The organism is Tomitella fengzijianii (assembly GCF_007559025.1).
Lineage (GTDB): Bacteria > Actinomycetota > Actinomycetes > Mycobacteriales > Mycobacteriaceae > Tomitella > Tomitella fengzijianii.
In genome coordinates this window covers 940,288-964,943 of sequence record NZ_CP041765.1, presented here as the reverse complement: position 1 = coordinate 964,943, position 24,656 = coordinate 940,288, and the positions used below count along the sequence as shown (strand labels likewise).

Annotated in this window: 26 protein-coding genes; 16 read left to right on the top strand and 10 right to left on the bottom strand. The window is 71.8% G+C overall.

From position 1 onward, the window contains the following. The first annotated feature begins 32 nt into the window (after positions 1-32). Together FO059_RS04425 and FO059_RS04420 are read left to right on the top strand one after the other, a co-directional pair. On the top strand, positions 33-971 hold the full coding sequence (locus tag FO059_RS04425; RefSeq protein WP_143906700.1) for an ABC transporter ATP-binding protein: 939 nt from the start codon (positions 33-35) through the stop codon (positions 969-971). Beyond that, positions 968-2,164 (top strand): ABC transporter permease, encoded by a 1,197-nt coding sequence (locus tag FO059_RS04420; protein WP_143906698.1) that lies wholly within the window; start codon positions 968-970, stop codon positions 2,162-2,164. The genes FO059_RS04425 and FO059_RS04420 overlap by 4 nt, the downstream gene beginning before the upstream one ends. Before the next feature lie 201 nt (positions 2,165-2,365). Here the strand turns inward: FO059_RS04420 and FO059_RS04415 are convergent, their stop codons facing one another. Beyond that, positions 2,366-4,231: a flavin-containing monooxygenase gene (locus tag FO059_RS04415; protein ID WP_143906696.1), complete on the bottom strand. Its 1,866-nt coding sequence runs from the start codon at positions 4,229-4,231 to the stop codon at positions 2,366-2,368. Between the two features lie 183 nt (positions 4,232-4,414). Between FO059_RS04415 and FO059_RS04410 the strand changes: the two genes are divergently transcribed. After that, positions 4,415-5,686, top strand: coding sequence for a helix-turn-helix domain-containing protein (locus tag FO059_RS04410; RefSeq protein WP_143906694.1), 1,272 nt, complete (start codon positions 4,415-4,417; stop codon positions 5,684-5,686). Positions 5,687-6,107: 421 nt separating this feature from the next. On the opposite strand, the gene FO059_RS04400 is transcribed toward FO059_RS04410, so the two are convergent. Both FO059_RS04400 and FO059_RS04395 read right to left on the bottom strand, forming a co-directional pair. Beyond that, a complete protein-coding gene (locus tag FO059_RS04400; protein ID WP_143906690.1) occupies positions 6,108-6,338 on the bottom strand; it encodes a hypothetical protein in 231 nt (76 codons plus the stop codon). A gap of 164 nt (positions 6,339-6,502) precedes the next feature. Beyond that, positions 6,503-7,486 (bottom strand): hypothetical protein, encoded by a 984-nt coding sequence (locus FO059_RS04395; protein WP_143906688.1) that lies wholly within the window; start codon positions 7,484-7,486, stop codon positions 6,503-6,505. Positions 7,487-7,755: 269 nt separating this feature from the next. On the opposite strand from FO059_RS04395, the gene FO059_RS04390 reads away from it, so the two are divergent. Then, complete coding sequence (locus tag FO059_RS04390; protein ID WP_143906686.1) at positions 7,756-8,721, top strand: esterase/lipase family protein; 966 nt, start codon at positions 7,756-7,758, stop codon at positions 8,719-8,721. Between the two features lie 143 nt (positions 8,722-8,864). Here FO059_RS04390 and FO059_RS04385 read toward each other — a convergent pair whose 3' ends face one another. The 3 genes from FO059_RS04385 to FO059_RS04380 all read right to left on the bottom strand — a co-directional run bounded on the left by FO059_RS04385 (position 8,865) and on the right by FO059_RS04380 (position 12,941). After that, entirely contained in the window at positions 8,865-12,236 is a 3,372-nt protein-coding gene (locus FO059_RS04385; protein ID WP_143906684.1) for an error-prone DNA polymerase, read from the bottom strand. A gap of 176 nt (positions 12,237-12,412) precedes the next feature. Further along, the gene (locus FO059_RS18875) at positions 12,413-12,544 is read right to left on the bottom strand and encodes a hypothetical protein (RefSeq protein ID WP_268892872.1); all 132 of its coding nucleotides are present in this window, start codon (positions 12,542-12,544) and stop codon (positions 12,413-12,415) included. Positions 12,545-12,650: 106 nt separating this feature from the next. Next, on the bottom strand, positions 12,651-12,941 hold the full coding sequence (locus FO059_RS04380; RefSeq protein ID WP_143906682.1) for a hypothetical protein: 291 nt from the start codon (positions 12,939-12,941) through the stop codon (positions 12,651-12,653). A gap of 109 nt (positions 12,942-13,050) precedes the next feature. On the opposite strand from FO059_RS04380, the gene FO059_RS04375 reads away from it, so the two are divergent. From FO059_RS04375 to FO059_RS04350, 8 genes are all read left to right on the top strand, one after another. Next, complete coding sequence (locus tag FO059_RS04375; protein WP_143906681.1) at positions 13,051-13,929, top strand: alpha/beta hydrolase fold domain-containing protein; 879 nt, start codon at positions 13,051-13,053, stop codon at positions 13,927-13,929. 285 nt (positions 13,930-14,214) lie between these two features. Then, positions 14,215-14,379: a hypothetical protein gene (locus FO059_RS18320; RefSeq protein ID WP_158726609.1), complete on the top strand. Its 165-nt coding sequence runs from the start codon at positions 14,215-14,217 to the stop codon at positions 14,377-14,379. A gap of 66 nt (positions 14,380-14,445) precedes the next feature. Then, positions 14,446-14,580, top strand: coding sequence for a hypothetical protein (locus tag FO059_RS18870; protein ID WP_268892873.1), 135 nt, complete (start codon positions 14,446-14,448; stop codon positions 14,578-14,580). Between the two features lie 60 nt (positions 14,581-14,640). After that, positions 14,641-15,582, top strand: a complete 942-nt coding sequence (locus tag FO059_RS04370) for a hypothetical protein (RefSeq protein WP_143906679.1) — start codon at positions 14,641-14,643, stop codon at positions 15,580-15,582. 87 nt (positions 15,583-15,669) lie between these two features. Beyond that, the gene (locus FO059_RS04365; RefSeq protein ID WP_143906677.1) at positions 15,670-16,338 is read left to right on the top strand and encodes a hypothetical protein; all 669 of its coding nucleotides are present in this window, start codon (positions 15,670-15,672) and stop codon (positions 16,336-16,338) included. A 327-nt stretch (positions 16,339-16,665) separates the two neighbouring features. Continuing rightward, on the top strand, positions 16,666-17,241 hold the full coding sequence (locus FO059_RS04360) for a carboxymuconolactone decarboxylase family protein (protein WP_143906675.1): 576 nt from the start codon (positions 16,666-16,668) through the stop codon (positions 17,239-17,241). Positions 17,242-17,407: 166 nt separating this feature from the next. Next, complete coding sequence (locus FO059_RS04355) at positions 17,408-17,686, top strand: type II toxin-antitoxin system RelE/ParE family toxin (protein ID WP_143906673.1); 279 nt, start codon at positions 17,408-17,410, stop codon at positions 17,684-17,686. Between the two features lie 17 nt (positions 17,687-17,703). Then, positions 17,704-18,003, top strand: coding sequence for a HigA family addiction module antitoxin (locus FO059_RS04350; RefSeq protein WP_143906671.1), 300 nt, complete (start codon positions 17,704-17,706; stop codon positions 18,001-18,003). Positions 18,004-18,154: 151 nt separating this feature from the next. Here FO059_RS04350 and sigJ read toward each other — a convergent pair whose 3' ends face one another. Together sigJ and FO059_RS04340 are read right to left on the bottom strand one after the other, a co-directional pair. Beyond that, positions 18,155-19,063: an RNA polymerase sigma factor SigJ gene (sigJ, locus tag FO059_RS04345; RefSeq protein ID WP_143906669.1), complete on the bottom strand. Its 909-nt coding sequence runs from the start codon at positions 19,061-19,063 to the stop codon at positions 18,155-18,157. A gap of 28 nt (positions 19,064-19,091) precedes the next feature. Continuing rightward, positions 19,092-19,634 carry a hypothetical protein gene (locus tag FO059_RS04340; protein ID WP_233266917.1) on the bottom strand — a complete coding sequence of 181 codons (543 nt, stop codon included), beginning with the start codon at positions 19,632-19,634 and terminating at the stop codon, positions 19,092-19,094. Positions 19,635-19,711: 77 nt separating this feature from the next. On the opposite strand from FO059_RS04340, the gene FO059_RS04335 reads away from it, so the two are divergent. Further along, positions 19,712-20,095 carry a DoxX family protein gene (locus tag FO059_RS04335; protein WP_143906667.1) on the top strand — a complete coding sequence of 128 codons (384 nt, stop codon included), beginning with the start codon at positions 19,712-19,714 and terminating at the stop codon, positions 20,093-20,095. Positions 20,096-20,394: 299 nt separating this feature from the next. Here the strand turns inward: FO059_RS04335 and FO059_RS04330 are convergent, their stop codons facing one another. Together FO059_RS04330 and FO059_RS04325 are read right to left on the bottom strand one after the other, a co-directional pair. Further along, complete coding sequence (locus tag FO059_RS04330) at positions 20,395-21,948, bottom strand: DNA polymerase Y family protein (protein ID WP_143906665.1); 1,554 nt, start codon at positions 21,946-21,948, stop codon at positions 20,395-20,397. Further along, positions 21,938-22,807, bottom strand: coding sequence for a hypothetical protein (locus FO059_RS04325; RefSeq protein WP_143906663.1), 870 nt, complete (start codon positions 22,805-22,807; stop codon positions 21,938-21,940). Before FO059_RS04325 ends, FO059_RS04330 begins: the two co-directional genes overlap by 11 nt. A gap of 297 nt (positions 22,808-23,104) precedes the next feature. Between FO059_RS04325 and FO059_RS04320 the strand changes: the two genes are divergently transcribed. The 3 genes from FO059_RS04320 (at position 23,105) to FO059_RS04310 (ending at position 24,625) form a co-directional block, all read left to right on the top strand. Next, the gene (locus tag FO059_RS04320) at positions 23,105-23,350 is read left to right on the top strand and encodes a hypothetical protein (protein WP_143906661.1); all 246 of its coding nucleotides are present in this window, start codon (positions 23,105-23,107) and stop codon (positions 23,348-23,350) included. Next, positions 23,347-23,820, top strand: coding sequence for a hypothetical protein (locus FO059_RS04315; RefSeq protein WP_143906659.1), 474 nt, complete (start codon positions 23,347-23,349; stop codon positions 23,818-23,820). Before FO059_RS04320 ends, FO059_RS04315 begins: the two co-directional genes overlap by 4 nt. A 76-nt stretch (positions 23,821-23,896) precedes the next feature. Next, positions 23,897-24,625, top strand: coding sequence for a Clp protease N-terminal domain-containing protein (locus FO059_RS04310; protein WP_168226581.1), 729 nt, complete (start codon positions 23,897-23,899; stop codon positions 24,623-24,625). Positions 24,626-24,656: the final 31 nt, after the last annotated feature.

Here is a 24,656-nt window from a genome sequence, read left to right as displayed (position 1 = left end):
AGAGTCAATCCCTGACACCCCTTGGAGCAGCAATGACCAGATCGACCCCTTCCGGCAACGCCCCGCCGAGCCGTCACGCCGCAGTACTGACCATCGACGGCGTCTCGAAGTCCTACGGCACCGTCCGCGCCCTCGACGACATGAGCTTCTCCGTGCAGCCCGGCGAGATCTTCGGCTTCGTCGGAAGCAACGGGGCGGGCAAGACGACGACGATGCGCATCGCCCTCGGCGTGCTCTCGGCCGACGCGGGCGAGGTGCGCATCGGCGACCGGCCCGTCGACCTCGACGTGCGCCGCACAGTCGGATACATGCCTGAGGAAAGAGGGCTGTACCCCAAGATGAAGGTGGGCGCCCAGCTGGCCTACCTCGCCCAGTTGCACGGCCTGAGCAGGGCCGACGCCGACGTCGCAGTGCAGCGGTGGACGGAGCGGCTCGGTATCGACGGGCGGGTCGGCGACACGGTCGACGCGCTGAGCCTCGGCAACCAGCAGCGCGTGCAGCTCGCCGCCGCACTGGTGCACGACCCGGCCGTTCTCGTGCTGGACGAGCCGTTCTCCGGCCTCGACCCCGTCGCCGTCGACGTGATGAGCGACGTGCTCCGGGAGAAGGCCGCCGACGGGGTGCCCGTCATCTTCTCCAGCCACCAGCTCGAGCTGGTGGAACGGCTCTGCCACCGCGTCGGCATCATCGCCGGCGGGCGGATGCGCGCCATCGGCACCGTCGACGAGCTGCGGGCGCGCGGCGAGGCCCAGCTGGTGGTGCACGCCCCGCAGGCGCCCGCCGGGTGGGCATCCGCCGTCCCCGGCGTCGCCGCCGCAGAGCAGTCCGGCGAGCGCACGCTGCTCACCCTCACCCCCGGCGCCGACGACCAGGCGGTGCTCGCCGCGGCGCTCCGCACCGGCCCCGTGCACGAGTTCACCCTGCGCCGCCCGTCCCTGACCGAGCTGTTCCGAGAGGTCGTGACCGCATGAACGCCACCATCTCCCCAGCGCGCGCCGTGGGCCTGGTCGCCCGCCGCGAGTTCTCCACGCAGATCCGGAAGAAGAGCTTCCTGATCAGCAACATCATCATCCTCATCGCCATCATCGGCGGGATCATCGTCTACTCCGCGTTCTCCGGCGGCGACGACGGGCACGACGCGACTGTGGCCATCGTGGGCGACCAGACGCTGGCCCAGCCGCTGGAATCGACGGGCGAGGCGATGTCGATGACGATCGACGTGCGCGAGATCCCCGACGAGCAGACCGCCCGCACCGCGGTCTCCGACGGGGACGTGGACGCGGCCCTGCTCCCCGCGGCGAACGGATCCGTCACGGCGATCACCGAGTCGGAACTGGGCTCCGACCTGCACACGATCATCTCCGCCGCCGTGAGCTCGGCGGCCCAGGAGCGCGCCCTGGCCGCCCAGGACGTGGACGTGGCCGCGGTGGACCAGGCGGTGTCGGCGGCCACCGTGCACGTCGACGCGCTCAACCCGCCCGACCCGGAGAAGGGCCAGCGCATCGCCATGTCGATTGCCGCCGTGGTGCTGCTGTACATGCAGATCCTCACGTTCGGCATGTTCGTGGCCATGGGCGTGGTCGAGGAGAAGTCCAGCCGTGTCGTCGAACTGCTGCTGTCCACCGTGCGCCCGCTGCACCTGTTGTGGGGCAAGATCTTCGGCATCGGCGCCGTCGGCCTGATCCAGCTCACGGCCTACGGCGTGGCCGGCGTCGCCGCGGGACTGGCCACAGGAGTGCTGACGGTGACCGGCACGGCGGTGGCCACGCTGTTCGCCACGCTCGGCTGGTTCGTGCTGGGGTACGCCCTGTTCGCGGTGCTGTATGCCGCGGCCGGGTCGATGGTCTCGCGCCAGGAGGACGTCAACTCCACGGCGATGCCGCTGATGATCCTCATCGTCGCCATGTTCATCGTGGCGTTCTCCACCGTCGACAACCCGGACAGCACGGCGGGCACGGTGCTCAGCTGGATACCGCCGTTCTCCGCGATCCTCATGCCGCTGCGCATCGCGGCCGGGGTGGCCGGGCCCGGACAGATCGTCGGCACCATCGCGATCATGCTCGTCGCCATCGCGGCGTTGTCTGTGGTGGCCGCCAAGATCTACCAGCGCTCGATCCTGCGCATCGGCAAGGTGGTGAGCTGGAAGGAGGCGCTGGGCAGGTAGCGGTCACCCGGCGGTCTACGCGCCTCGTGCCCAGTCCGCGCACCCCTTACGCAGTCCGCGCACCTCCGATACGGCCCGAGCACCTGTTCCCGCGGCTCTCGCGGGAACAGGTGCTCGGCTCGGCGGGGCGGCCTGGCGGGGCGGCTCGGCGGGGCGGCTCGGCGGGGCTACTCGGCTCGGCGGGGGCCGCCCCGGCGCCGGTCAGCCCAGGTGGTGCACCTCCTGCAACCCGTAGACCGGCGTGTCGATCCCTTCGTAGCGGGCCTTGAGCTGCAGGGCCAGGTACAGCGAGTAGTGGCGCGACTGGTGCAGGTTGCCGCCGTGGAACCACAGGCGCTCTTGCCGGGTCGGCTTCCACATGTTGCGCTGTTCGCCCTCCCACGGGCCCGGGTCCTTGGTGGTGTCCGAGCCGAGGCCCCACACCTTGCCCACCTTGTCGGCGGTGTCCTGGTCGATGAGGTCGGCCACCCACCCGTTCATCGAGCCGTACCCCGTGGCGTAGACGATGACGTCCGCGGGCAGTTCGGTGCCGTCGTCGAGGATCACGGAGTCCTCGGTGATCTCGCGGACGCCGCCGCGGGCCAGCTTGATGTCGCCGTTCGCCACCAGCTCGGCGGCCCCCACGTCGATGTAGTACCCGGAGCCGCGGCGCAGGTATTTCATGAACAGCCCGGAGCCGTCGTCGCCCCAGTCGTGCGCGAAGCCCGCCTTCTCCAGCCGCGCGTAGAAGTCGGCGTCGCGCTCGCGGATCTTGTCGTACACGGGGATCTGGAACTCGTGCATGATGTGGTACGGCATCGACGCGAAGGTGAGGTCGGCCTTGTGCGTGGTCATGCCCGCCGCCACCGCGCGCTCCGAATACAAGTCGCCCAGCCCCAGCTCCATCAGCGAGCCCGACTTGACGATGTGCGTCGACGAGCGCTGGACCATCGTCACGTCCACGTCGTTCTCCCACAGCGCCCCGCAGATGTCGTGCGCGGAGTTGTTGGCGCCGATCACGACGACGCGCTTGCCGGCGTACTGGTCGGGCCCGGGGTGCAGGGACGAGTGGTGCTGGTCGCCGCGGAACCGCTCGGCGCCCGGGAACTGCGGGACGTTGGGCTTGCCGGACATGCCCGTGGCCATCACGAGGTGCCGCGGGCGCAGGGTCAGCGGCCGGCCGTCGCGCTCCACGTGCACCACCCACTCGCCGGCCTCGTCGTCGTAGCGCGCCGAGGTGGCGGTGGTGGAACTCCAGTAGGGCACCTCCATGACCTTGGTGTACATCTCCAGCCAGTCGCCGATCTTGTCCTTGGGCGCGAACACCGGCCAGTTCGACGGGAACGGCAGGTACGGCAGGTGGTCGTACCAGACCGGGTCGTGCAGGCACAGCGACTTGTAGCGGCCGCGCCACTGGTCGCCGGGGCGCGCGTGCGCGTCGATGACGATCGCCGGCACCCCCAGCTGGCGCATGCGGGCGCCCAGCGCGATGCCGCCCTGACCGCCGCCGACGATGAGCACGTACGGCTGGACCGAGTACCCCAGCTCGCGCTCCTCGATCTCCTTCTCCTCCGCCCAGCTCAGGCGGTTCCTGTCGGCCCCGTGCTTGGCCCCCATCGGGCGGCTCGCGCCCTGGTTCTCCTCGTGGCCCTTGAGCTCCTGCAGGGTCGTGAGCAGGGTCCACGCCTTGTCGGTGGTGCCGTCGGCGTCTTCGGCGTCATCCATTCGCAGCCGCAGGTGGCCCTCGCAGCGGCCGGTGGCCGTCTCGAAGGTGATCCACGCGGTGAGCACGCCGTCGTCCGCCTCGGGGGTTTCCGCGGCACGCAGACCCGACGGGTCCGTGCCGTCCACACGGGCGGTGAGCATGTCGGCGATCTGTCCGCGGCCCTCGACGGTTTTGAGGTTCCAGGTGAAGGAGACGAGGTCGCGCCAGTAGCCGTCGACGGCGAACATGCCGGTGGCCCGCTCGACGTCGCGGTCCGCGAGCGCCGCCTCGAACGCGGCGAGCCAGGCGTCGACGCGCTGCTGCGGGGTGGCCGGCGCGGTGGCCTGGAGCCGGCATTCCGGCCGGGTGAGCATCTCGGTCATGATCGTCCCTTCGGGTCGCGGTCTGCGCTTTTCTGTGATTCACAGCACACTCCGCCTGTGGCGCCGCGGCAACGGTTGCAGGGGGTTGCACGCGATTCGACCCGCGCCGGACAATCGCGTAAGACTGTGGTCCGGGACACATGTTCCCGGGCGCAGGTTCAACGCGGCGACGGGATGTTCGGCATGGGCGGTTTCAGCGCGGTGCGGCCCGGCACCGACCTGCCCCGGTACGCGCACCAACTCGCGAGGGTGCATGACGCCGTCCTCAGCGGATCGGCCTCCTCCGACGCGCCGCGCGCCGTCGTCGCCCGTTCGTGGTCGCGGATGCTCGCGGCCGGCCGCACCGCCGACTCCGCCGGAAACCGGGCCGTCGCCGACCCGGCCGAGCTCGAGCGACGGCGGCGTGCAACAGCGCTGCAATACGTGATCGACGAGCTGGGGCAGGTGATCGAGGCGATCGCCGACGCGTCGCACATGCTGATGGTGGTGGCGGACGCGGACGGCGTGATCCTCTGGCGCTCGGGCTCGGCCGCTGTGCGCCGGCACGCGGACCGCCTGGGATTCGCCGAGGGTGCCGAATGGACCGAGCAGCAAGTGGGCACCAACGCCATCGGCACGGCACTCACCGAGGCCGCGCCCGTGCAGTTGTTCTCCGCCGAGCACTTCGAGCAGTCCCAGCACCCCTGGTACTGCACCGCATCCCCCATCCACGACCCGCGCACCGGCCGGCTGCTGGGGGTGGTCGACGTGTCGGGCCCGGCCATGACCCTGCACCCCACCGTGGTGGCGCTCGTGGAGACCGCGGTGCGCATGGCCGAGTCGCAGCTGTGGCGCCACCATGAGTCGCGGCTGGAGCGGCTGCGGTCGTCGGCCGCCGCCGCCCTCGCCGGCAGGTCCGGGCCCGCGCTGCTCGTGGACACGGAAGGCTGGGTGGCGCAGTCGGACGGCGTCAGCGTCGGCGGCAGAGTCCCGGTCCCCCACCCCGACAAGCCGATGCAGGTGCCGGGCATGGGCTCGTGCGGGGCCGAGCAGGTGGCGGGCGGCTGGCTGATACGCCCGACGGGGAGTTCCGCGCGGATCGCCCTCACGCTGACTCTCACCTCCGAGCCGACGATTTCCGGTGGCGTCGGAGCGGATTCCGGTGCCGCGGCGCTCACCGCGCGGCACGCCGAGATCCTCCTGTTGCTCTGCGTCCACGGGCCGGACGGTGTGAGCGCCGCACAGTTGAGCCGCGGCCTGTTCGGCGACGCAGAGCACGTCGTCACCGTGCGCGCCGAGGTGTCGCGGCTGCGGCGAGTGCTCGGCGGCATCGTGCTGAGCAGGCCCTACCGGCTGGCAGACTCCGTGGAGCTCACACTCGACCCCGCCGGAGCGGGCCGGGCGGCGCAGTCGCCGTTCGTGCAGCGCGTGGCCTGTCCCGAGGTGCGCGGGGCGGTTGCGGGGTTGCGGTACTGACCGTCACGGCCGGCGGTTGGCGGTTGGCGGGGTCGGCTTCCGGCGGGGTCGGCCAGCCCGGTCCGAGCGCCTCCTGCACCGCCCGAGCACGCGTTCCCGGCGGATCCGGTGGAAACGGCGCTCGGAGCGGCCGGCGGAACGGACAGTCAGGCGCTCTCCCCCAGCCGGCCGCAGTACCGCTTACGCACAGCCTCACCCGACGTTCCCACCATCGCGCCGATGGCGGACCACGATATGCCTGCGCTCCGAGCTGCACGCACCGCTTCGGCCAACAAGCGCTCCGCCTGGGCACGCTTCTCCACGGCATCGCGGATGGCGCGGAGTGCGCCTGCGTCTGCACCTGCCGGCTCGTGCTCTTCGAACCTCCGACCCAGCTCGTCGGCGTGGCGAAGTACCTGGTCCAAGCTACGTGGCATCGCTCTCACCTCAAGAACTTTCTGCGCGCCGGCATCGCGTGGACGATCACCGGCCCCGCCTCGGAATCGACCACACCGACCTCCACCATCTGCGCTGAACGCGACGGGCCGATGATCATCACCAACCCGTCTCCCAGTTCCTCGAACCACATCGGGTGGTTGAACGCGTGAATGATGTCGCGGTCATCGATTGCATGTCGACGGGCGCTGTCGGCAATCACCGGCCCTGTGCTCACAGACTATCCCCGCCCGGACGTCGCGACAACATAAGTTGCGAAGGAGAACGACTGCCCACGGTCCGAGCGCCTCCTGCACCGCCCGAGCACGCGTTCCCGGCGGATCCGGTGGAAACGGCGCTCGGAGCGGCCGGCGGAATCCCAGCACCAACACCCCAGCGCCGTCACCGTCCCGCCCGCAGTCGGTACTCGTCGCCGGCACGGGGCGGGTCGATGCGCGGGGCGGGCATGCCGGCGGCGATGTCGCAGGCGTCCTCGAACAACCGCCGCAGCCGGCCGGTCGCGCGCAGGTCGTCCCAGTTCCACCGGAACACGACCAGTCCGCACCGCCGCAGCGCGTCCTCGCGGCGCTTCTCCCGGTAGACGATCTGGTCGCCGCTCGCGCCGCGGGGGCGTGCCACGTCGCGGCCGAGGTACTTGATCCGACCGTCGAACTCGCCGACGATGCCGAGCTCCTCGAAGTAGAAGTCGACGCGCCCGAGTGCCACCCCGCGGCTCCGGATCACCCGTTGCAGCTCGGGCACCGGCATTCCGCAGGCGACCATCTGGAGACGGCTCCAGGTTTCGCCGGGGCTCTCGCTGCGGGCGTCCATCATCCGGACGGCGGCCGCGGCACGACGTGCCCCATTCCTGCCCCGCACCCGATCCACCGCCGCATCCAGTTCGTCCCGGGTGGTCTTGGCCTTGTTGAGTGCGCTGTCGCCGACGGCCACCGCACGGGTGAGGTCGGCGGTCCGCGCGACGTCGACCACCGTGCGGGCAGCGCTGGTGACCTCGATTCCGCCCAGCGTCGTGATGTCCTCCGGGCCGAGCGGTCCCATGTGCAGGTGGCGGCGCGCGCTGACGTGACCGCCCTCGTGGCCCGGGCGCGTCATGTGCACCCTGGCCAGGTCGACGTCCCACAGCGACATTCCGTGCAGCGCCGCGGCCGAGACGTGACTGACCGCCGCCGGCACGGTGAGCGAACGCACCGCGGCGTGGACGGCCGCGACGTGGCGCTCGCGGCGGGTGCTGTCCGGATCCGGCACCGCGTACACCCCCGGCCGGATGCGCTGCAGTTCACCACGCTTGCACCGCTTCTGCAGCTCGCGGTCGTCGAGCCCCATGTGGTGCCCGGTTGCCCTGTCGATGATCTCGATCCTCCCCATGCGGCCATGGTGCACGGGCGCTCCGACCGATCGCAGCTCCGAAGGCCCTCCGCGGGCGGCCTCTGTGGAAAACCTCCTGCCTGTGGAAAACCCGCCGGCCAGGGGCCCTCCTCACGATCCGAGCACCTGCTCCCCACACCGAGCACCGGCTCGCAAGGGCCCGGCGGGAAACCGCACTCGGATCGGGCCCCGGCCACCCGAACCCCGTCCCCACTGGACTCGTGTATGCGAGGCTGCGGGAAACAGGCACCGAGGGCGGGGAGCGCGACATGAGGGCGGGACGATTCGGGACGCTGATGTCGTGCGCGGGGGCGGCCGTCGCACTGGCCCTGGGCACCGCCTCCCCCGCCGCCGCGCAGAACCCCACGGACGGCCCGCTTCCGGTGCCGTTCGACATCTCTGCCGGGGTGCGCGCGGGCGTCTTCCCGGAGACCCCGCCGCCGGGCGCGAACGACTGGAACTGCCGCCCCTCCCCCGAGCATCCGTATCCTGTGGTGCTGGTCAACCCCACCGGCACCAATCAGGCGCTCGCGTGGCAGGCTGGCGCGCCGCTGCTGAAGAACGCGGGCTACTGCGTGTTCACCTTCAATTACGGCAACCCCGAGTGGATTTCGGAGATCCCGATCCAGGGGCTCGCCGACATCCCGTCCTCGGCGCGGACGCTGGCCGCCACCGTCGACCGCGTGCTGGCCGCCACCGGCGCGGAGCAGGTGGACCTCGTCGGTCATTCGCAGGGCGGCGGCATCCTGCCCGACTACTACCTCACGCAGCTCGGCGGCGCCGCGAAGGTGCACACCAAGGTGGGGATCTCGCCGTCCACCGGCACGACGATGAGCGAGGTGGTGTACCTGCGGTCGCTGATCCCGCTGCTGGGCCCGGCGGTGTACGGCAGCCTGGAGCAGGCGACGCCCGCGCTCACCCAGCAGGCGGTGGGCTCGCCGCTGATGCGGCAGGTGTACCCGTCCGGGCGGCCCACCGGCATCGACGGGGTGCACGTCTACAGCGTCATCACCCGGTACGACGAGGTGGTGACCCCGTATGACCAGCAGTTCTACCGCGGCGGCGACGTCACGAACATCCTGCTCCAGAACGGGTGCGCGGCGGACCACTCGGAGCACGTCTCCACCCTCTACAACGAGCGCTCGTGGCTGTTCGTCCTCAACGCCCTCGACCCCGCGCACGCGCAGCCGGTGCCGTGCTTCTACCAGGCGCCGTTCGCGCCCTGGGTGCACTGACGGGCGGGCGTCGCCTCGCCGCCGGCCCCGCACGGTCCGAGCACCTCCTGTGCAGCCCGAGCACGCGTTCCCGGCGGATCCGGTGGAAACGGCGCTCGGATTGCGCAAGCCGCCCGCCGGGCCCGCGCAGCCGCCCCCGCCCCCTACCGGAAGTCCCGTGACCGCGCGGCGATGCGCAGGTCGAGCGGTTCGAGCCGGTCGGCCACCACCGTCACCGCACCGGAGGCGTTCTGCACCGTGCCCCGCACCACCAGGGCCGTCGCGGTGACGGCGAGCCGACGGTGCCGCGCCCACAGCCCCGCCGAGCAGACCACGTTGACCATGCCGGTCTCATCCTCGAGGTTGAGGAAGGTGACTCCGCCCGCGGTGGCGGGTCGTTGGCGGTGGGTGACGGCGCCGCCCACCAGCACCCGGTCGCCGTCGGGCACTGTGAGCAGCCCCGACGCCGGGACGATTCCGCGCTCGTCCAGCCACGTGCGGATGAACTCCGTGGGGTAGCTGTCGGGTGAGATGCCGGTGGCCCACACGTCGGAGGCGGCCAGTTCGAGCCGGCTCATGCCGGGCAGCGAGGGCGCCACCGCCACGGTGCCCAGGCCGGGGAGCCGTCCGGGCCGTTCCGCGGCGGCCGCGCCCGCCGACCACAGCGCGTCGCGGCGCCCCAGCCCCAGGCACCCGAACGCCCCCGCGGTGGCCAGCGCCTCCACCTGCGCCGTGGACAGTTCCACCCGCCCGGTGAGGTCGGTCATCGACGCGAATCCGCCGTCCGGCCGGGCCGCCGCGATCTCCTCGGCCTTGGCCTGCCCCAGCCCGCGGACCGCGCCGAGCCCCAGCCGCACGTCCCGCCCCGCGTCCTCGAGCCCCGCCTCGACGCCGGACGCGTTGATGTCCACCCCCTGCACCGCGACGCCGTGCCGGCGGGCGTCGGCGACGAGGGACTGCGGCGAGTAGAAGCCCATCGGCTGGGCCCGCAGCAGCGCGGCGCAGAAGGCGGCCGGGTGGTGCAGCTTGAACCAGGCCGAGTAGTAGACGATGGCGGCGAACGACTGCGAGTGGCTCTCGGGGAAGCCGAAATCGGCGAAGGCGCAGACCTTTTCGAAGATGCGGTCGGCCTTGTCTCCGGTGATGCCGTGCAGCCGTCGCATGCCGTCGTAGAAGCGTCCACGCAGCCGTTCCATCTTCTGCGGCGAGCGTTTGGAGCCCATGGCGCGGCGCAGCTGGTCGGCCTCGGCGGCGGTGAATCCGGCGACGTCCACGGCCAGTTGCATGAGCTGCTCCTGGAACAGGGGGATGCCGAGGGTGCGGGCCAGCGCGTTCTCCATGGCCGGGTGCTCGTAGGTCACCGTCTCCTCGCCGTTGCGCCTCCGTATATAGGGGTGCACGGAGCCGCCCTGGATGGGGCCGGGCCGGATGAGCGCCACCTCCACCACCAGGTCGTAGAAGGTGCGGGGTTTGAGCCGGGGCAGCGTGGCCATCTGGGCCCGGGACTCCACCTGGAACACCCCCACCGAGTCGGCCCGCCGCAGCATCGCGTAGACGGCGTCCTCCGCCAGGTCCAGCTGCGCCAGGTCGACGGTGATCCCCTTGTGCTCGGCCACCAGGTCGATGGCGTAGTGCAGCGCCGAGAGCATGCCGAGCCCCAGCAGGTCGAACTTGACCAGTCCCACCGCGGCGCAGTCGTCCTTGTCCCACTGCAGCACGGTGCGCCCCGCCATGCGCGCCCATTCGACGGGGCACACGTCGGCGACGGGGCGGTCGCAGATGACCATGCCGCCGGAGTGGATGCCCAGGTGGCGGGGGTAGTCCTCGATTTGTTCGGCCAGGTCCAGCACCGCGCCGGGGATGTCGGTGTCGGCGCGCAGGTCCTGGTCGTGCGACAGTCTTCCCCATCCGCGCACCTGCTTGCTCCACGCGTCCTGCTGCCCCTGGGAGAATCCGAGCGCCCGCGCCATGTCGCGCACCGCCGAGCGCCGGCGGTAGGTGATCACGTTGGCCACCTGGGCGGCGTGGTCGCGGCCGTGCTTGCGGTAGACGTATTGGATGGCCTCTTCGCGGCGGTCGGATTCGATGTCGACGTCGATGTCGGGCGGGCCGTCGCGCTCGGGCGAGAGGAACCGTTCGAACAGCAGCCCCGCGCTCACCGCGTCCACCGAGGTGATGCCGAGCGCGAAGCACACCGCGGAGTTGGCCGCCGAGCCGCGCCCCTGGCACAGGATGCCGCTGCGCCGGCAGAAGTCGACGATGTCGTGCACCACCAGGAAGTAGCCGGGGAAGTCGAGCTGTTCGATCACGGCCAGTTCGTGTTCTATCTGCCGGTAGGCCGCCGGGTTGCGTGCGGGGCCGCCGTAGCGGCGGGCGGCGCCGCGCAGGGTGAGCTCGCGCAGCCAGGTGGCCTCGGTGTGCCCCGCGGGCACGTCGAACGGCGGCAGCTGCGGGGCGATGAGGCGCAGGTCGAAGGCGCATTCGCGCCCCAGTGCGGCGGCCCGGGCCACCGCGTCCGGGTAGCGGTCGAACAGCACGGCCATCTCGTCGCCGGAACGCAGGTGTGCGCCGCCCACCGCGGGGAGCCAGCCGGCCGCGTCGTCCAGGCTGCGGCGCGCGCGGACCGCGGACATGGCCATCGCCAGGCGCCGGCGCCGGGGGGCGGCGGCGTGGGCGGCGGTGGTGGCGACGGTGTCGAGGCGGTGGCGGCGGGCCAGCCCGGCGAGCGCCTCGCACAGTTCGTCGTCCTGCGGGCTGCCGTTGCGGGTGAGTTCCACGGTGACGCGTTCGCGTCCGAAACGCTCGGCCAGCCCGCCCAGCGCGGCATCGGCGGCGGCCAGCGCCGTGTCCGGGTCGGGGCTGGAGGCGAGGGCCTTGCGCACGTGGCCTTTGCGGCAGCCGGTGAGGATCTGCCAGTGCCCGCCCGCGGCCGCGGTGAGCCGGTCGAGGTCGAAGCGCGGGCGCCCCTTCCGCCCGCCGGCCAGGTGCGCGGCGGCGATCTCGCGGGACAGGCGCCGGTAGCCTTCCTGGCCGCGGGCGAGCACCAGCAGGTGGGTGGCGTCCGGGTCCGGTCCGCCGTCGGCCCCGGCCCGTTCGTCCGCCGCGTCCAGGCCCAGCTCGGCCCCGAAGACGGTGCGCACGCCCAGCTCGGCGGCGGCCTCTGCGAAGCGGACGACGCCGTAGAGCCCGTCGTGGTCGGTGAGCGCCACCGCCTCGAGCCCCAGGCGCGCCGCCTCCTCGACGAGTTCCTCCGGCGGGCTGGCCCCGTCGAGGAAGCTGAACGCGGAGTGCGCGTGCAGCTCGGCATAGGGGGTGCGGGTGCTCTGCCGCGCCGTGTCGGGCGGCAGGTACGGGGCGCGTGTGCGGGACCAGGCGGGACTGTCGTTGCCGTCGCCGGGGTGCTCCGCCCGGCGTGCGGCCCGCTCCCCCGCCCCGGGCTGCGCCGACTCCGGCGCCGGCCGGCCGGAGAGCACACGTTCCATCTCCGACCAGCTGGGTGGACCGTTGCTCCACCGACTGGCTCCGCCCCACCCCATGGCTGTCCCCTTCCCGGACGACGCGCATCATCCGGGCCGCCGGACTCCCGTCCCGGCCGCCCGGATGCACTGCCGTGGGGAAGACACGGAAGCGAAATAGAACATACATTCGATATGATCGAATATAGCGTCAATCCGCTTGCACGGTCAAGACGGAGGATCCCGAGAAGGGCGGGTCAGCCCGATTCCCCGGAAGGTGCAGTGGGTTCAGCGGGCGCAGCGGCCCCTGCCGCCTGCACCTCCCCGCCCTCGGCGATCCAGCGGACGCGCGTCGTGATCTCCTTGCCCAGCTCCTCGTTGAGCCTCACCAGAATCCTGGCAGCCCTCTGACGCGTCTCGGGAGACCAGGCCGCAGGGCCACCCTCGCACTGAGTCATCACCCTCACCTCCACCACACCCATCCTCCCCCGGATCTCATTCGAAGTCACCATCTGATCGCGGCGATACGAGGGTCGCGTCAAGAAATGCCGACGCGATCTCCTTCTCTTCACGCGAGACAAGCGACGATCTGCTCACGATGTCGACAGCGGACAGGCCGAGCGCGCTCGCGGCCGCGTTCATGCTCACCGCCCGTTCGAACGCCCAGGTGAGCCGACGCCACAACTCCGCCCGCCGATCGGCACGATCCTTCTGCGACAGTGTGACGATCACGCCGCCGAACCCGACCACCCCCACGATCACCGTCACCCACACCTGCACCGTCATGAAGCCCCCTCCCGGACACGCGCACGATAGCGCCGCGCTCCGACAACCACCGCGGACGATCCACCCGCCATAGACTGCGCGCGCAGACCACGACCGACCGGAGGGCGCCATGAGCATCGATACGGCGATCGTCGCCGCCTACCTGCGCCGCACCCGCAAGCCCCTCTACTCCGACGCCGAGCGCTATGCCCGGCACCTGCAGCAGCCCAAGGCCGACGCGGGGCCGCCGCGATGGTTGCGCAGGCGATGCGCGGTCGCCGAGCACACCGTCGAGGGGTTCCGGCTCGTCACCGTCGCACCGCGCACCGGGGCGACGGGTTCCGTCGTGCTGTATCTGCACGGCGGCGCGTACGTCAACGAGATCGCCCCGCAGCATTGGACGCTGATCGGGATGCTCGCCCGGGCCGGCGCGACGGTGCACGTGCCGCTGTACGGCCTGGCCCCGCAGCACGGGTTCACCGAGGCGTACGCGATGCTCGACGCCGTCTACGCGGACCTCGCCGACGCGGCCCCCGCTCTGACCGTCATGGGCGATTCCGCCGGCGGAGGCCTGACCCTGGGCTTCGCGCAGACGCTCCGCGACTCCGCGCGTCCGCTGCCGCGCGCGCTCACCCTCATCGCGCCGTGGCTGGACATCGCCTGCCGGAACCCCGAGATCGACGCCATCGAGGCCTACGACCCCTGGCTGGGCAAAGCGGGGGCGCTCGTCGCCGGGCGGGCGTGGGCCCGCGGCACCGATCCGGACGATCCGCGCCTGAGCCCCGCCCTCGGCAGCATGGCCGGCCTGCCGCCGATCGACGCCTACTACGGAACCTTCGACATCACCTACGCGGACGCCGCCGCGCTGGAGCGCGCCTGCCGTGACGCCGACACCCCGCTCGACCTGCAGGTGGCAACCGGGGCGTGCCACGTGTATCCGCTGGTGCCCACCCGGGCCGGGCGTGCAGCGCGACGGCGGATCGTCGTGCGCGCGACCGGGACCCCGTAGCACTCCGCAGGCGACGCGCGACCGCCTCGTAAATAATCGGCCGGACCTCCCTCAAACTGATTGACTTCGTCACTACCCCTAAGTAGGGTCCCATCCCGAGGGGTGATGTTCGACACATCGAGCCGTTGGGGTGATATACGACTCGCAACCTGTGATCGCGCCGGCAATCCCGGCTGACACGTCTTCCTCGGCCGCTGCGGCCACCTTCACCCGCGGTCGACCCATTCACAAATTCCGCACCGGTCCGCCGGTTATTCGGCGTGCCCTGCGCAGGAAAGGAAACCCATGGGTTCGAAAACCCTGTTCTACGTGATGGCGAACTCCGTCACCGCCATCCCCTTCATCGGCGTTCTCCGGGCGTTCGCCTCGGTCGACCCGGCGTCCGCCGCCTTGGGCGACTTCGACACCGCCAGCCAGACGTTCGCGGACGGCAGCCTGGCCAACGCGTAACGGCCGCGCCACGCCTCCGAAATCACCCGCACACCACTGCCCGTACGCAGTGAGGAAGGACCGTTCATGAGCAGCAACCTGCCCGCCGTCGTCGGCACGCTGATGAAGGCGATCGTCGCCGGCTCCACCAGCGATTCCGCCGATTTCTGGAAGATCCAGGGCTGGTCGGTGGACGACCTCACCGCCGGCTCGTTCGAGTAGCCCGCGGCTCGCCGCAGCCTGCGGCGCCGCACCACACCATCCCCACGGGAAAGGAACCCCATGAAGACCCAGACCATGCGCCGAGTACTCGGCGCCGCCACCGCGGTGGGCGCGTCCGTCGCGCTCATCGGCACCGGCCTCGCCGGCGCCGCGCCCAGCTCGGATTTGTCAAGCGACTCGGGCGGATCGGCCGGCAGCGGCGGGTCGAGCACGATGTCAGCATCAGCTGACTTGGGAACCCCCTTCACGTTCGACAACTTTGCCGATTGCCCTAAGGACACGGTGACGGCGCCCATCAAGCCCGGCGGTCCGAACAATGTCGGGAGCTGTTACGACCTGTACGTCCGCTCAGGAACCATGAAGCTCGGCAACCTCACCGTGGACATTCCTGACGGCAGCTTGAAGATCGCTGTCGGCCAGAACTACAAGATTGACGAGAACGGCAATCCGATCCCGCTCGACCCCGGCCCCGGCTACGAGCTGGCCTGGCACTCGAAGGACGACGGGCACAACGGTCTTTACAGCAACGATGTGACAGTCCCCGGCGGCGCCTTCGGCACGAGCTCCTCGGAGAACTTCGCACTGACCGGCATCAAGGCAGAGGTCCAGGCGGTCAAGCCCCCCGTGGTCCATCTACTGGAATCCCGGCTGACGATGTCGATCCGCCTCAAGCTCTCCAACCCGCTCCTCGGCGATTCGTGCTATCTCGGATCGGCCGAAAACCCGATCAACATCGATCTGAAGCCGACCTATGTCCCGCCCGCGCTGGAAAATGACCACGGCGATGGCGCGATGCTGATCGGGCTCAAGAGCGAAGACAACAGCTTCTCCGTCCCGGGCGCTACAGGCTGCGGTCTCTTCGGCAGCCTGAACGGGATCGTCAACTCGAAGGCCGGCGCACCGTCAGCATCGGGTCAGAACTCGCTGACGACGGTCTCCGACGTCTACAACATCAGCTCTTTGCTGCCAGCGTGGCCGCCTGTGCCGATCACGACCCCCTAGCCAAAGCGCCCCAGAATGGAAGGAGGTCGATGCCAATCACGCAGAGTATCAGCACGTTCTAGACAATCCCAAGAATGGAAGTAGGACATGAAGTCAGCTTCGACGACAAGACAACTGCTCGCAGTTGCGGGCGGTGCCTCTGCGCTGGTTCTGACAGCGGCCGGGATCGCCTCGGCCTCCACTGCCATCGACCACGCAGGCGACTCGATTCAGGCGAGTGCCACAGGCGACATCTTCACCCCTGGCGTTCAGATCGTCTCGGGCGCATATGCGCTCAACTGTGAAAGCCTCACTGCAGCGGGAACGGTGCCCACCGGTAACGACTCGGCCAACCCCGACTGGGTCGTCAACTCGGGCACCGGAGGCATCGACGTCCCGATCGATAGCGTGGCGTTCACCAACTGCAATCTCAACGGCACGCCGGCGACGATTGCAGTCACCAACACCGCGTCGAGCCCGTGGCTGATCAACGTCAACCACGATTCCGGCAGCCCGATCGGCACGCTCAAGATCCCCGCCCATGGCGCGGTGGTGACGGCAGGGACGTGCACCATCGATGTCGATCAGGCCAGCGAGATCACGAACATCCCATACAGCAATTCGACGGGAGTGGCCTCAGCAAGCAACAGTGGAACGATCAACTTCACGTCCTCGAACACCGGTAGCACCCCGTGCCCGCCGTCCGGCACCGCCACGCTGACCGGCAATCTGCAGTTCGATCCGATCGTCCAGGTCCTGGATGCACCCCAGCCCTGACGAACGCGCAGTCTGAGGTTCGCCCTCTGACCCGCCCGGTGGCTGCCATTCGAGGTGGCAGCCACCGGGCGGGGACGGGGCACTGAGGCCCCAACGACCGCCGCGCGCGACCATCACCGGTCGCGCGCGGCGGCCGCGTTCCGCCCCCAACGCGCCCCTCCCGGCCACGCAGCCGCAAGCGTAACCGCGCTCACTCCTCCGCGCCGGGCGAGCGATCGCCCGAGACTTCCCGGCACCGTCCCGCTGCGCCCCGTCACAACTGCGCGCCCGGCATCGTCCTAGGTGCAGAAGCACACTCGATCCGCACCCTCCGGGAGGAGCCCCACCATGCCGCGCATCCCCGCCGTCACCCCCGCCCAGGCCGGCCCCGTCGCCAAGCTCGCCTACCGCATCGCGGCCCGCATGTACGGGCAGGTGCCCGAGCCGCTGGCCGTCGCGCTGCACCACCCGGGCATCGCCCGCACCAGCACCGTGCACGAGATGATGGCCCAGCAGGCGTCCAAGCGGCTGCCCGCGAACATCCGCGACATCGCCGTCTACCGCACCGCCTGGACCATCGGCTGCAGCTGGTGCGTCGACTTCGGCACCATGGAACAGCGCCTCGCCGGCCTCGACACGGAACGTCTGGCCCACATCGCCGACTACGCCACCTCGCCGCTCTACTCCGACGACGAACGCGCCGCCATCGCCTACGCCGACGCGATGACCGGCGCCGTCGCCACCGCCGTCACCGACGAGCAGGTGGCCGACCTCGAGGCCCGCTTCGGCCGCGACGGGCTGGTGGAGCTCACCTACCAGATCGCCCTGGAGAACTCGCGCGCCCGCATGAACTCGGCGCTCGGCATCCACGAACAGGGATTCAGCACCGACGCGTGCCGGGTGCCGTGGGCCGACGGCACCTGACCGGCCGCCCGCGATCCGAGCACCGCCTCTCCCGACACGCCGCGCCGACACGCCGGTGCACGGTGCAGACGGTGCTCGGATCGGGTTCAGGACGGCGTCCACACCCCAACGAGCCGCCTTTCTGCTAACGCATGACATCAGTATCGCGGCACGGTAGCATTCGAATGTGATCAGGTCGTTCGCCGACAAGCACACCGAACGCGTGTGGGCCAGACGCCGCACAGCCCTTCCACCCGATGTGCAGCGTCGCGCGTGGAGCAAGCTCGCCATCCTCAATCGCGCCGCTACCGTCGACGACCTCCGGGTCCCGCCCGGCAACCGGCTCGAACAGCTCAAAGGTCATCGAGCCGGCCAATACAGCATCCGGATCAACAGACAATGGCGGATCTGCTTCGTCTGGACCGACTCCGGCCCTGAAGACGTGCAGATCACCGACTACCACTGACACCCGAGGTGAAGATCATGGACGACGCACCGATCATGGATCCGGTCCATCCGGGAGTCATCCTGGCGGAAGAGTTCCTCGAGCCGATGGGGATCACCAGCTACCAGCTGGCCAAGGACATCGGCGTACCGCAGACCCGCATCAGCGCCATCACGCACGGCCGGCGCCGGATCTCCGCCGACACCGGGCTGCGGCTGTCCCGCTACTTCGGCATGTCCGAGGGGTTCTGGACCGGGCTGCAGGACGATTACGAGCGGGAGCTGGCCAAGGACCGGCTCGGCGACGCACTCGACGCGATCCGCCCCATCGCGTCGTAGACGGCGCATGCCCGTCGCCTGACCCGATCCGAGCGCCGCTTCGCCCGACACGCCGCGCCGACACGCCGGTGTGCGGGGCAGACGGTGCTCGGATCGGGAGGCAACCTGCGGATCGGGTTCGGCCGCAGGATCGCGGCGCACCGCGCACCGCTCAGTGCACGCCCCGCAGCTTCGCCGGGTTCGCCATGTCGTAGCCGGCCCACACGGCCCCGTCGCGGACGGTGCAGGCGATGACGCGGCGGGCGATCGCGGGCCGCCCCGTCGCCGCATCCGCCGGGGCCCCGCGGTGCAGCAGGCCCGGCCGCCCGTTCACCAGCACGGGCTCGAGCTCCAGCAGCCGGTGCGGCCCGTACATCCGCGCCAGGCCCAGCAGGAACCGCGCAGTCCGGTCGGGCCCCACGATCACGTTGGGCGCCGTGCGGGTGGTGCCGCCCGCGTCGCCGACGAACGTCGCCTGCGGATGCAGCACCCGCACCACCGCGTCCACCTCGCCGGAGGCGACCGCCGCGGCCAGCGCCTGCACGGCGGCCGCGTGCTCGCCGGCCGGCACCGGGGGCGGCGCCGAGGCCACCGTCCGCCGCGCCCGCGAGGCCGCCTGCCGCGCCGCCGCGGGCGTCACCGCCAACGTCGCCGCGATCTCGCCGAAGGGGACACCGAACCCGTCGTGCAGCACGAACGCCACCCGCTGCTCCGGGGTGAGAGTGTCGAGCACGATGAGCGCGGCCAGCCCGTTGTCCTCGTCGCGCACCACCTGATCGAGCGGATCCTCGGGGCGTGCGCCGGACAGCGGCGTGACGATGGGCTCCGGCAGCCACTGGCCGGTGTACGTCTCGCGCCGTGCCGCCGCCGAGCGGAGCCTGTCGAGGCAGATGCGGCCCACCACCGTGGTCAGCCAGGCGCGCAGGTCGTCGATGCCGGCCGCCCCGGCGCGGTCGAGTCGCAGCCACGCCTCCTGCACCGCGTCCTCGGCGTCGGCGACGCTGCCGGTGAGCCGGTAGGCGGCTGAGAGAAGGTGGGCGCGGTGCGCGTCGAACTCCGCGGCCAGCGCGTCGGAACCCATGCGCCGAGGATAGGGGGTACGCCGCCGGTCAGTGCCGCCGCAGCCGGGACACCGCCAGGCCCGAGAGCACGTGCCCCAGCTCCCCCAGCGCCAGCACCCACTTGAGCGTGCTCACCGCCGTCACCGCGCGCGTGCCCGCATCGGTGACGTGCTCGCGGTGGTCGATGAGGTACCAGCCGGCAGCGTTCTCGACGTAGTCGCAGGCGGCCGACACCAGCGGCGCCGCCATGAGGAACCGCCGCATAGGCTCCGGCTGCGGGCGGCGCGCGTCGAGCGCCCGGGCCCCCGCCCGCAGCGCCATCGCATAGATCGCCGGATGCACCATGTCGAGCGGGTAGTGGGCGCGGTAACCGGCCAGTTCGCGGGGCGTCATCGAGTCGAGCACCTCGCGGTAGCCGGCAGCGGAGGTGGCCGTCTGGATCTTGAGCAGCTTGGGCGCCGCCGGGCCCAGCGTGCGGGCGATGTTCGCCTGCGAGACCGTGTACACCGCCGCCCAGCCGAGGAACGCACGCCCGGTGCGACTCCTTGCGTCGGCGTCCGCATTACCTGCCACAGCATTCCCGTCAGCCATCCGTCGATCCTACGGCCCGCGGCGCGCGCGGCGGCCGGTTCCGGGGCAGGAACCGGCAGTGCTGCACAATCGGTCGCATGAACGTGACCGCCGACCGCATCGCCGCCCCCGCCCTCGCCTGCCTGCTCGGCGGCGCCGGGGCGATCCATATGCTGCGTCCCCGCGTCTTCGAGCCGCTGATCCCGCCGCAGCTCACCGGCGTCGCCTCGCGACGCGACTGGGTGTACGCATCCGGGGCCGGCGAGCTCGCGTGCGCGGCGGCGGTCGCGGCCCCCAGGACCCGCAGGATCGGCGGATACGCGACCGCGGCGCTGCTGGTCGGGGTGTTCCCCGGCAACATCCAGATGGCGCTGGACTACCGCCGGCGTAACCGCCCCGCGTGGCAGCAGGCCGTGGCCTACGGGCGGCTGCCGCTGCAGGTGCCGCTGGTGCTCTGGGCGCTGCGGGCGGCGCGCGGCTGAGGGGGCGGCCTACGGCGACCCGCGTGTGCCGGCCCATCACCGTCATCCTGGTGGAAGATGAAGGCAGGATGTACGGAGTCAACGCCTGGCGGTCGAACCCCCGGGATGTGCGCGAATACTGGGAGGCGCCATGAGCCGTCTGAGCGAACTCATCGCGGCTGAAGCCGAGGCCGCAGAGAAGACCCGGCACATGCCGAGCGTCGGCACCAAACGCCGGGCAAGCGCCACGGGTGAGGATCCCGACCCGGCCCGCACCGGGCGCACCGGGAGCCCGAACACCCCGCATCGATAGCCCCCGCTCACCCGTACACCCCCTCCACCGTCCACTCCCCGCCGCGGCACAGCAGCAGCACCGCCGGGACGCCCTCGGCCAGCACCTGCGCCCGCGCCGCCCGCAGCCCGGCGGCCGGATCCCACCAGTGCTCGTCCACCGGCCACGGCCCCGCCCAGCCCGTCACCGGGCGGGCGCGCCCCCGCCACACCAGCACCGCGGGTTCGGCCGTGAACAGGCCCCGCCCCGTCACCCCCACCGGGCCGCCCGCACCGTCGAGCAGCCCCGCCTCCTCCGCGCACAGCTCCACCGGGGCGGGCGCAGGCAGCCGCCCGGGCCACGGGGCGGACGGGTCGTGCGCCGGCACCGCCTGATCGCCCCACGCGCGCAGCGTCACCTGCTCGCTCGGGCCCCGGCCGCCCGAGAGCACGCCGAACCGCACCGCATCGCCGCCCAGCAGCCCCTGCACCCGCGACACCGCACGGCGGGCACGGTCGAGCGCCTCGCCCGCCCCGCCGAACAGCCCCATCTGCAGCGCCCCGGCCGCCACCAGTTCCACCGGCTCGAGCCGCAGCAGGACGATCGGCCCGGTGGGGCGCGCGGCACCCCGCCCCGTCAGCCAGCCGTCCATCTGCCAGCGCACCCTGTCGGCGGTGGCCGCCGGGGTGAGCGGCTCGGCGCAGCGCCACACGCGATGGTGCTCCTCGCCCTCGGAGGTGGCCGCATGGATGGCCAGCCGCGTGCACGCCGCCCCCGCCGCCGCCAGCGCGGTGTGCAGCCGCTCGGCCAGCCTGCGGCCCGCGAAGGCGGCGGCGTCAACGCGGTCGATGGGCGGGTCGCAGGCGGCCTGCACCGCCAGCTCCGCCGGTACCGTGCGCGGCGCGGGCGGGCGCTGCGGCTCGGCGCGCGCCACCCGGTGCGCAGCCGTGCCGTCGGCGCCGAAGCGCGAGGCGACATCGCCCCTCGGCAGCGCCGCAAACCCGCCGATGCTGCGGATACCCATGCGCCGCAGCAGGTCGACCAGGTCGGCGCGCTCCGGCGGGGCGAGCGCCGGCTCCTCGGCCAGCACCCCCACCGGCAGCTCCGCCAGGAACGCGCCGTCGTCCCCCGGCTCCACCCGGCGCCCCCGCTTGGCGGCGACCACGGCGGTGGCCAGGGCATCGGCGATCCCCACCTGGCACTCGGCGCCCGCCGCCGCGACGGCGTCGATCAGCGGCTCGGCCACCGCGTGCTCGCCGCCGAAGTAGCGCACCGCCCGATGCGCCGCCACCGCCAGCAGTCCGGGGCGCAGGATCTCCACGCCCGGCACCAGCTGCTCGACCGCCGACACCACCGGCTCGAAGGCGCGGGCGTCGCGGGCGGCGTCGAGCTCGGCCACGTGCAGGCCCGGGCACCGCGCCTGGGCCTCGCGCTTCCGTAGACCCCGACGCACCCCCTGCGCGCGGGCCACGGCGGTGCAGGCGACGACGCGGTTCGCGTGCAGCACGGCCACCGGCTCGCCGGGGGAAAGGTCGGCGTCTGCGGCGGCGCTCACCGCGGGCCAGTCGGGGCACCACAGGGCCAGGGTGCGCTCACGCTCCACGGCGGGCCTCCCCGGCCGTCGGCTCCGGGTGCCCCGCCGTCCATCCCGTGCCGCCCCCGCGATGCCGCAGCACCATGGCGCCCGAGCGCGCCGGAAACGCACGCCCGCGCGCCCGCACGTCCAAGCGCATCCCGTGCACCCGCCCGCGCCCCGCACCCAGGCCCTCGTAGGCGCCCACGCGCGCGTCGATCCGCACCGCCGCGCCCTCCCACTCGCCGCCCGTCACCACCAGCGCCGCGCCGTGGCTGCGGGCCCGGGCCACCACCGCGCGCGAGCGGCTGGGCGGCACCGACGCGCCCGCCAGGTCGAGCACCACCAGGTCCATGCCGTCGAGCAGCACGGCGGCCACCCCGACGTGGTCGGCGCCCGGGTCGGGCACCAGCGCGATGCGGGCCAGGTCGGCGCCCATCTCCACCGCCGCCAGCAGGCCCAGGCCGGGATGCCCCACCACCGCGGCGCATCCGCCGTGCGCGGTCACCTCGGCCAGCAGGCCCACCAGCAGCGCGCGCGAGCCGGACAGGGACGTCACCGCGCCCCGCTCGATGCCGCCCGCCGGCAGGATCCCGGCCAGGCCGGGGAGCGTGGCGAGGGGGCGGGCGGTGTTCGGGGCCGGCGTGGGGGCCGTGCGGGCGGGGGCCGTCCGGGCCGGCGCGGGGATGGGGTTCTCGCGGGCGGGGTTCTCACGGGCGGGACGGTTCCGCGGAACCTCCGGCTCCCGCACCGGCCGCACCCCCTGCCCGTCCCCCGGCGACGGCACCGCGTGCAGCGCCGCCATCCGACGGCGCAGGTGCGCGATCGTCTCGGCCCGGTTGTCGGACCCCCCGTCTACCGTTCTGCCCGCCGGTGACAACCCCGTCATCGCACACTCCTCCCACGTTCCGCACGGCCATGCCCGGCCGGGGATCGCGGGGAAGACGCGATCTCGCACTCAAGCCATTTCGACGGTGAACCGGACCGTTCGCACGCAGCGCCCGCAAGCGTCATGTACGAACACCAGTTCGATGCCTGTTCCAGTAAAGCGCGACACGCCCGAACCGTCAAACTCCCTGGTCATGGGCGCTTCCGGGAGGTGCGACACCCGACGTTCCCGAGGCCGATCGGCACCCCCGCCGCACCGTCCCCACTATCCTTTACATATGGAAAGGATTAATGCACAATGAACCGTGCGATCAAGGACATCGCAGACTGGGCCGCCTCCCAAGGCTGGACGGTCACCGACGACACCAAGGGCTACACCCGCTTCTACAGCCCCGATGGCGAGTACGTCGTGAGATATCCGGCGACACCGAGCAATCCGTACCGCCGGATGCTCGATCTCACCGTCGCACTCAAGAAGGCGGGACTGCAGATCCCGCCACCGAGCAAGAAGGAACTACGCGCACAGCGCAGGAAGGACCGGTGATCCCCGTGTGGGCCGTCACCCTCACCTACGACACCTCCCCCACCCCCGAGACCCTCGACGCGTGGGAGGACGCACTGGCGGGCATCGACGCCCACGTGTCGGCCGCCGCCGGGCGCACTCAGGTGGTCGCGCACATCGACACGCTCGACGCGCCGAGCGCCATCGAGGATGCACTGGCGCACACGACGAAGGTCGTCAAGATCGACGCCGTCGGGATCGAAACGCTGCGCGACGACCTCTACGAGCAGGCCGCGCTGGCGCCCACTCTGCCCGAACTGATGTCGGCGCCCGAGGTGGGCGACCTGCTGGGGGTGTCCCGTCAGCGGGTGCACCAGCTGCGCCACACTGCCCACTTCCCTCTGCCGCTCGTCGAGCTGCGCACCGGCCCGATCTGGGATGCGGCGGCGATCCGCAAGTTCGCCGCCGACTGGGATCGCAAGCCCGGCCGGCCCGCACGGCGCGCGAGCTGACCGACATGACCGGCCTGGACACCCTCACCCCCGCCGGCCGCCCCGCCCCACCCCACCGTCAACACATGGTTGACGCATGAGCAACGACAGCACCCCCATCACCGGCACCGTGCGCCTGGACGACCTCATCGCGGCCATCGCCCAGGCGCACACCGACCCCCTCGAGCAGCTCACCGACGCGGTGCTGGCCGCGGACCACCTCAGCGGGATCGCGGACCACCTGATCGGGCATTTCGTCGACCAGGCCCGCCGCTCCGGCGCCTCATGGACCGAGATCGGTGCCAGCATGGGCGTGACCAAGCAGGCCGCGCAGAAGCGGTTCGTCGCCAAACCGGCCGCCGGGATCGACGCGAGCGCGGGCTTCAGCAAGTTCACCCCGCGCGCCCGCAACGTGGTGGTGGCCGCCCAGAACGAGGCCCGCGCCGGATCTCATGACAGGATCACCCCCGCCCACCTGACCCTGGGCCTGCTCACGGAGCCCGGCTCGCTGGCACTCCACGCGCTCGCCGAGCAGGGCGTCACCCCGGAGAAGATTCGCGAGGCCGCCACGCGCGCCCTGCCCTCCGCCGCGGACCAGGTGCCCGCGCTCATCCCCTACGACGACGACGCGAAGACGGCGCTGGAGCTCACCTTCCATACCGCCCAGCGCATGGGGCACGGCTACATCGGCACGGAGCACCTGCTGCTGGCGCTGCTCGAACACCAACCGGACGGGCCGCTCGGCGCACTCGGGGTGCGCGGCGCGGACGTCGAGAAGTACGTGGCGGACACGCTGGCCCGGCTCGATCCCCCGCCGGCCGGGTGACCGGCACGGGCTTCGAGCACGGTTCCGGCAC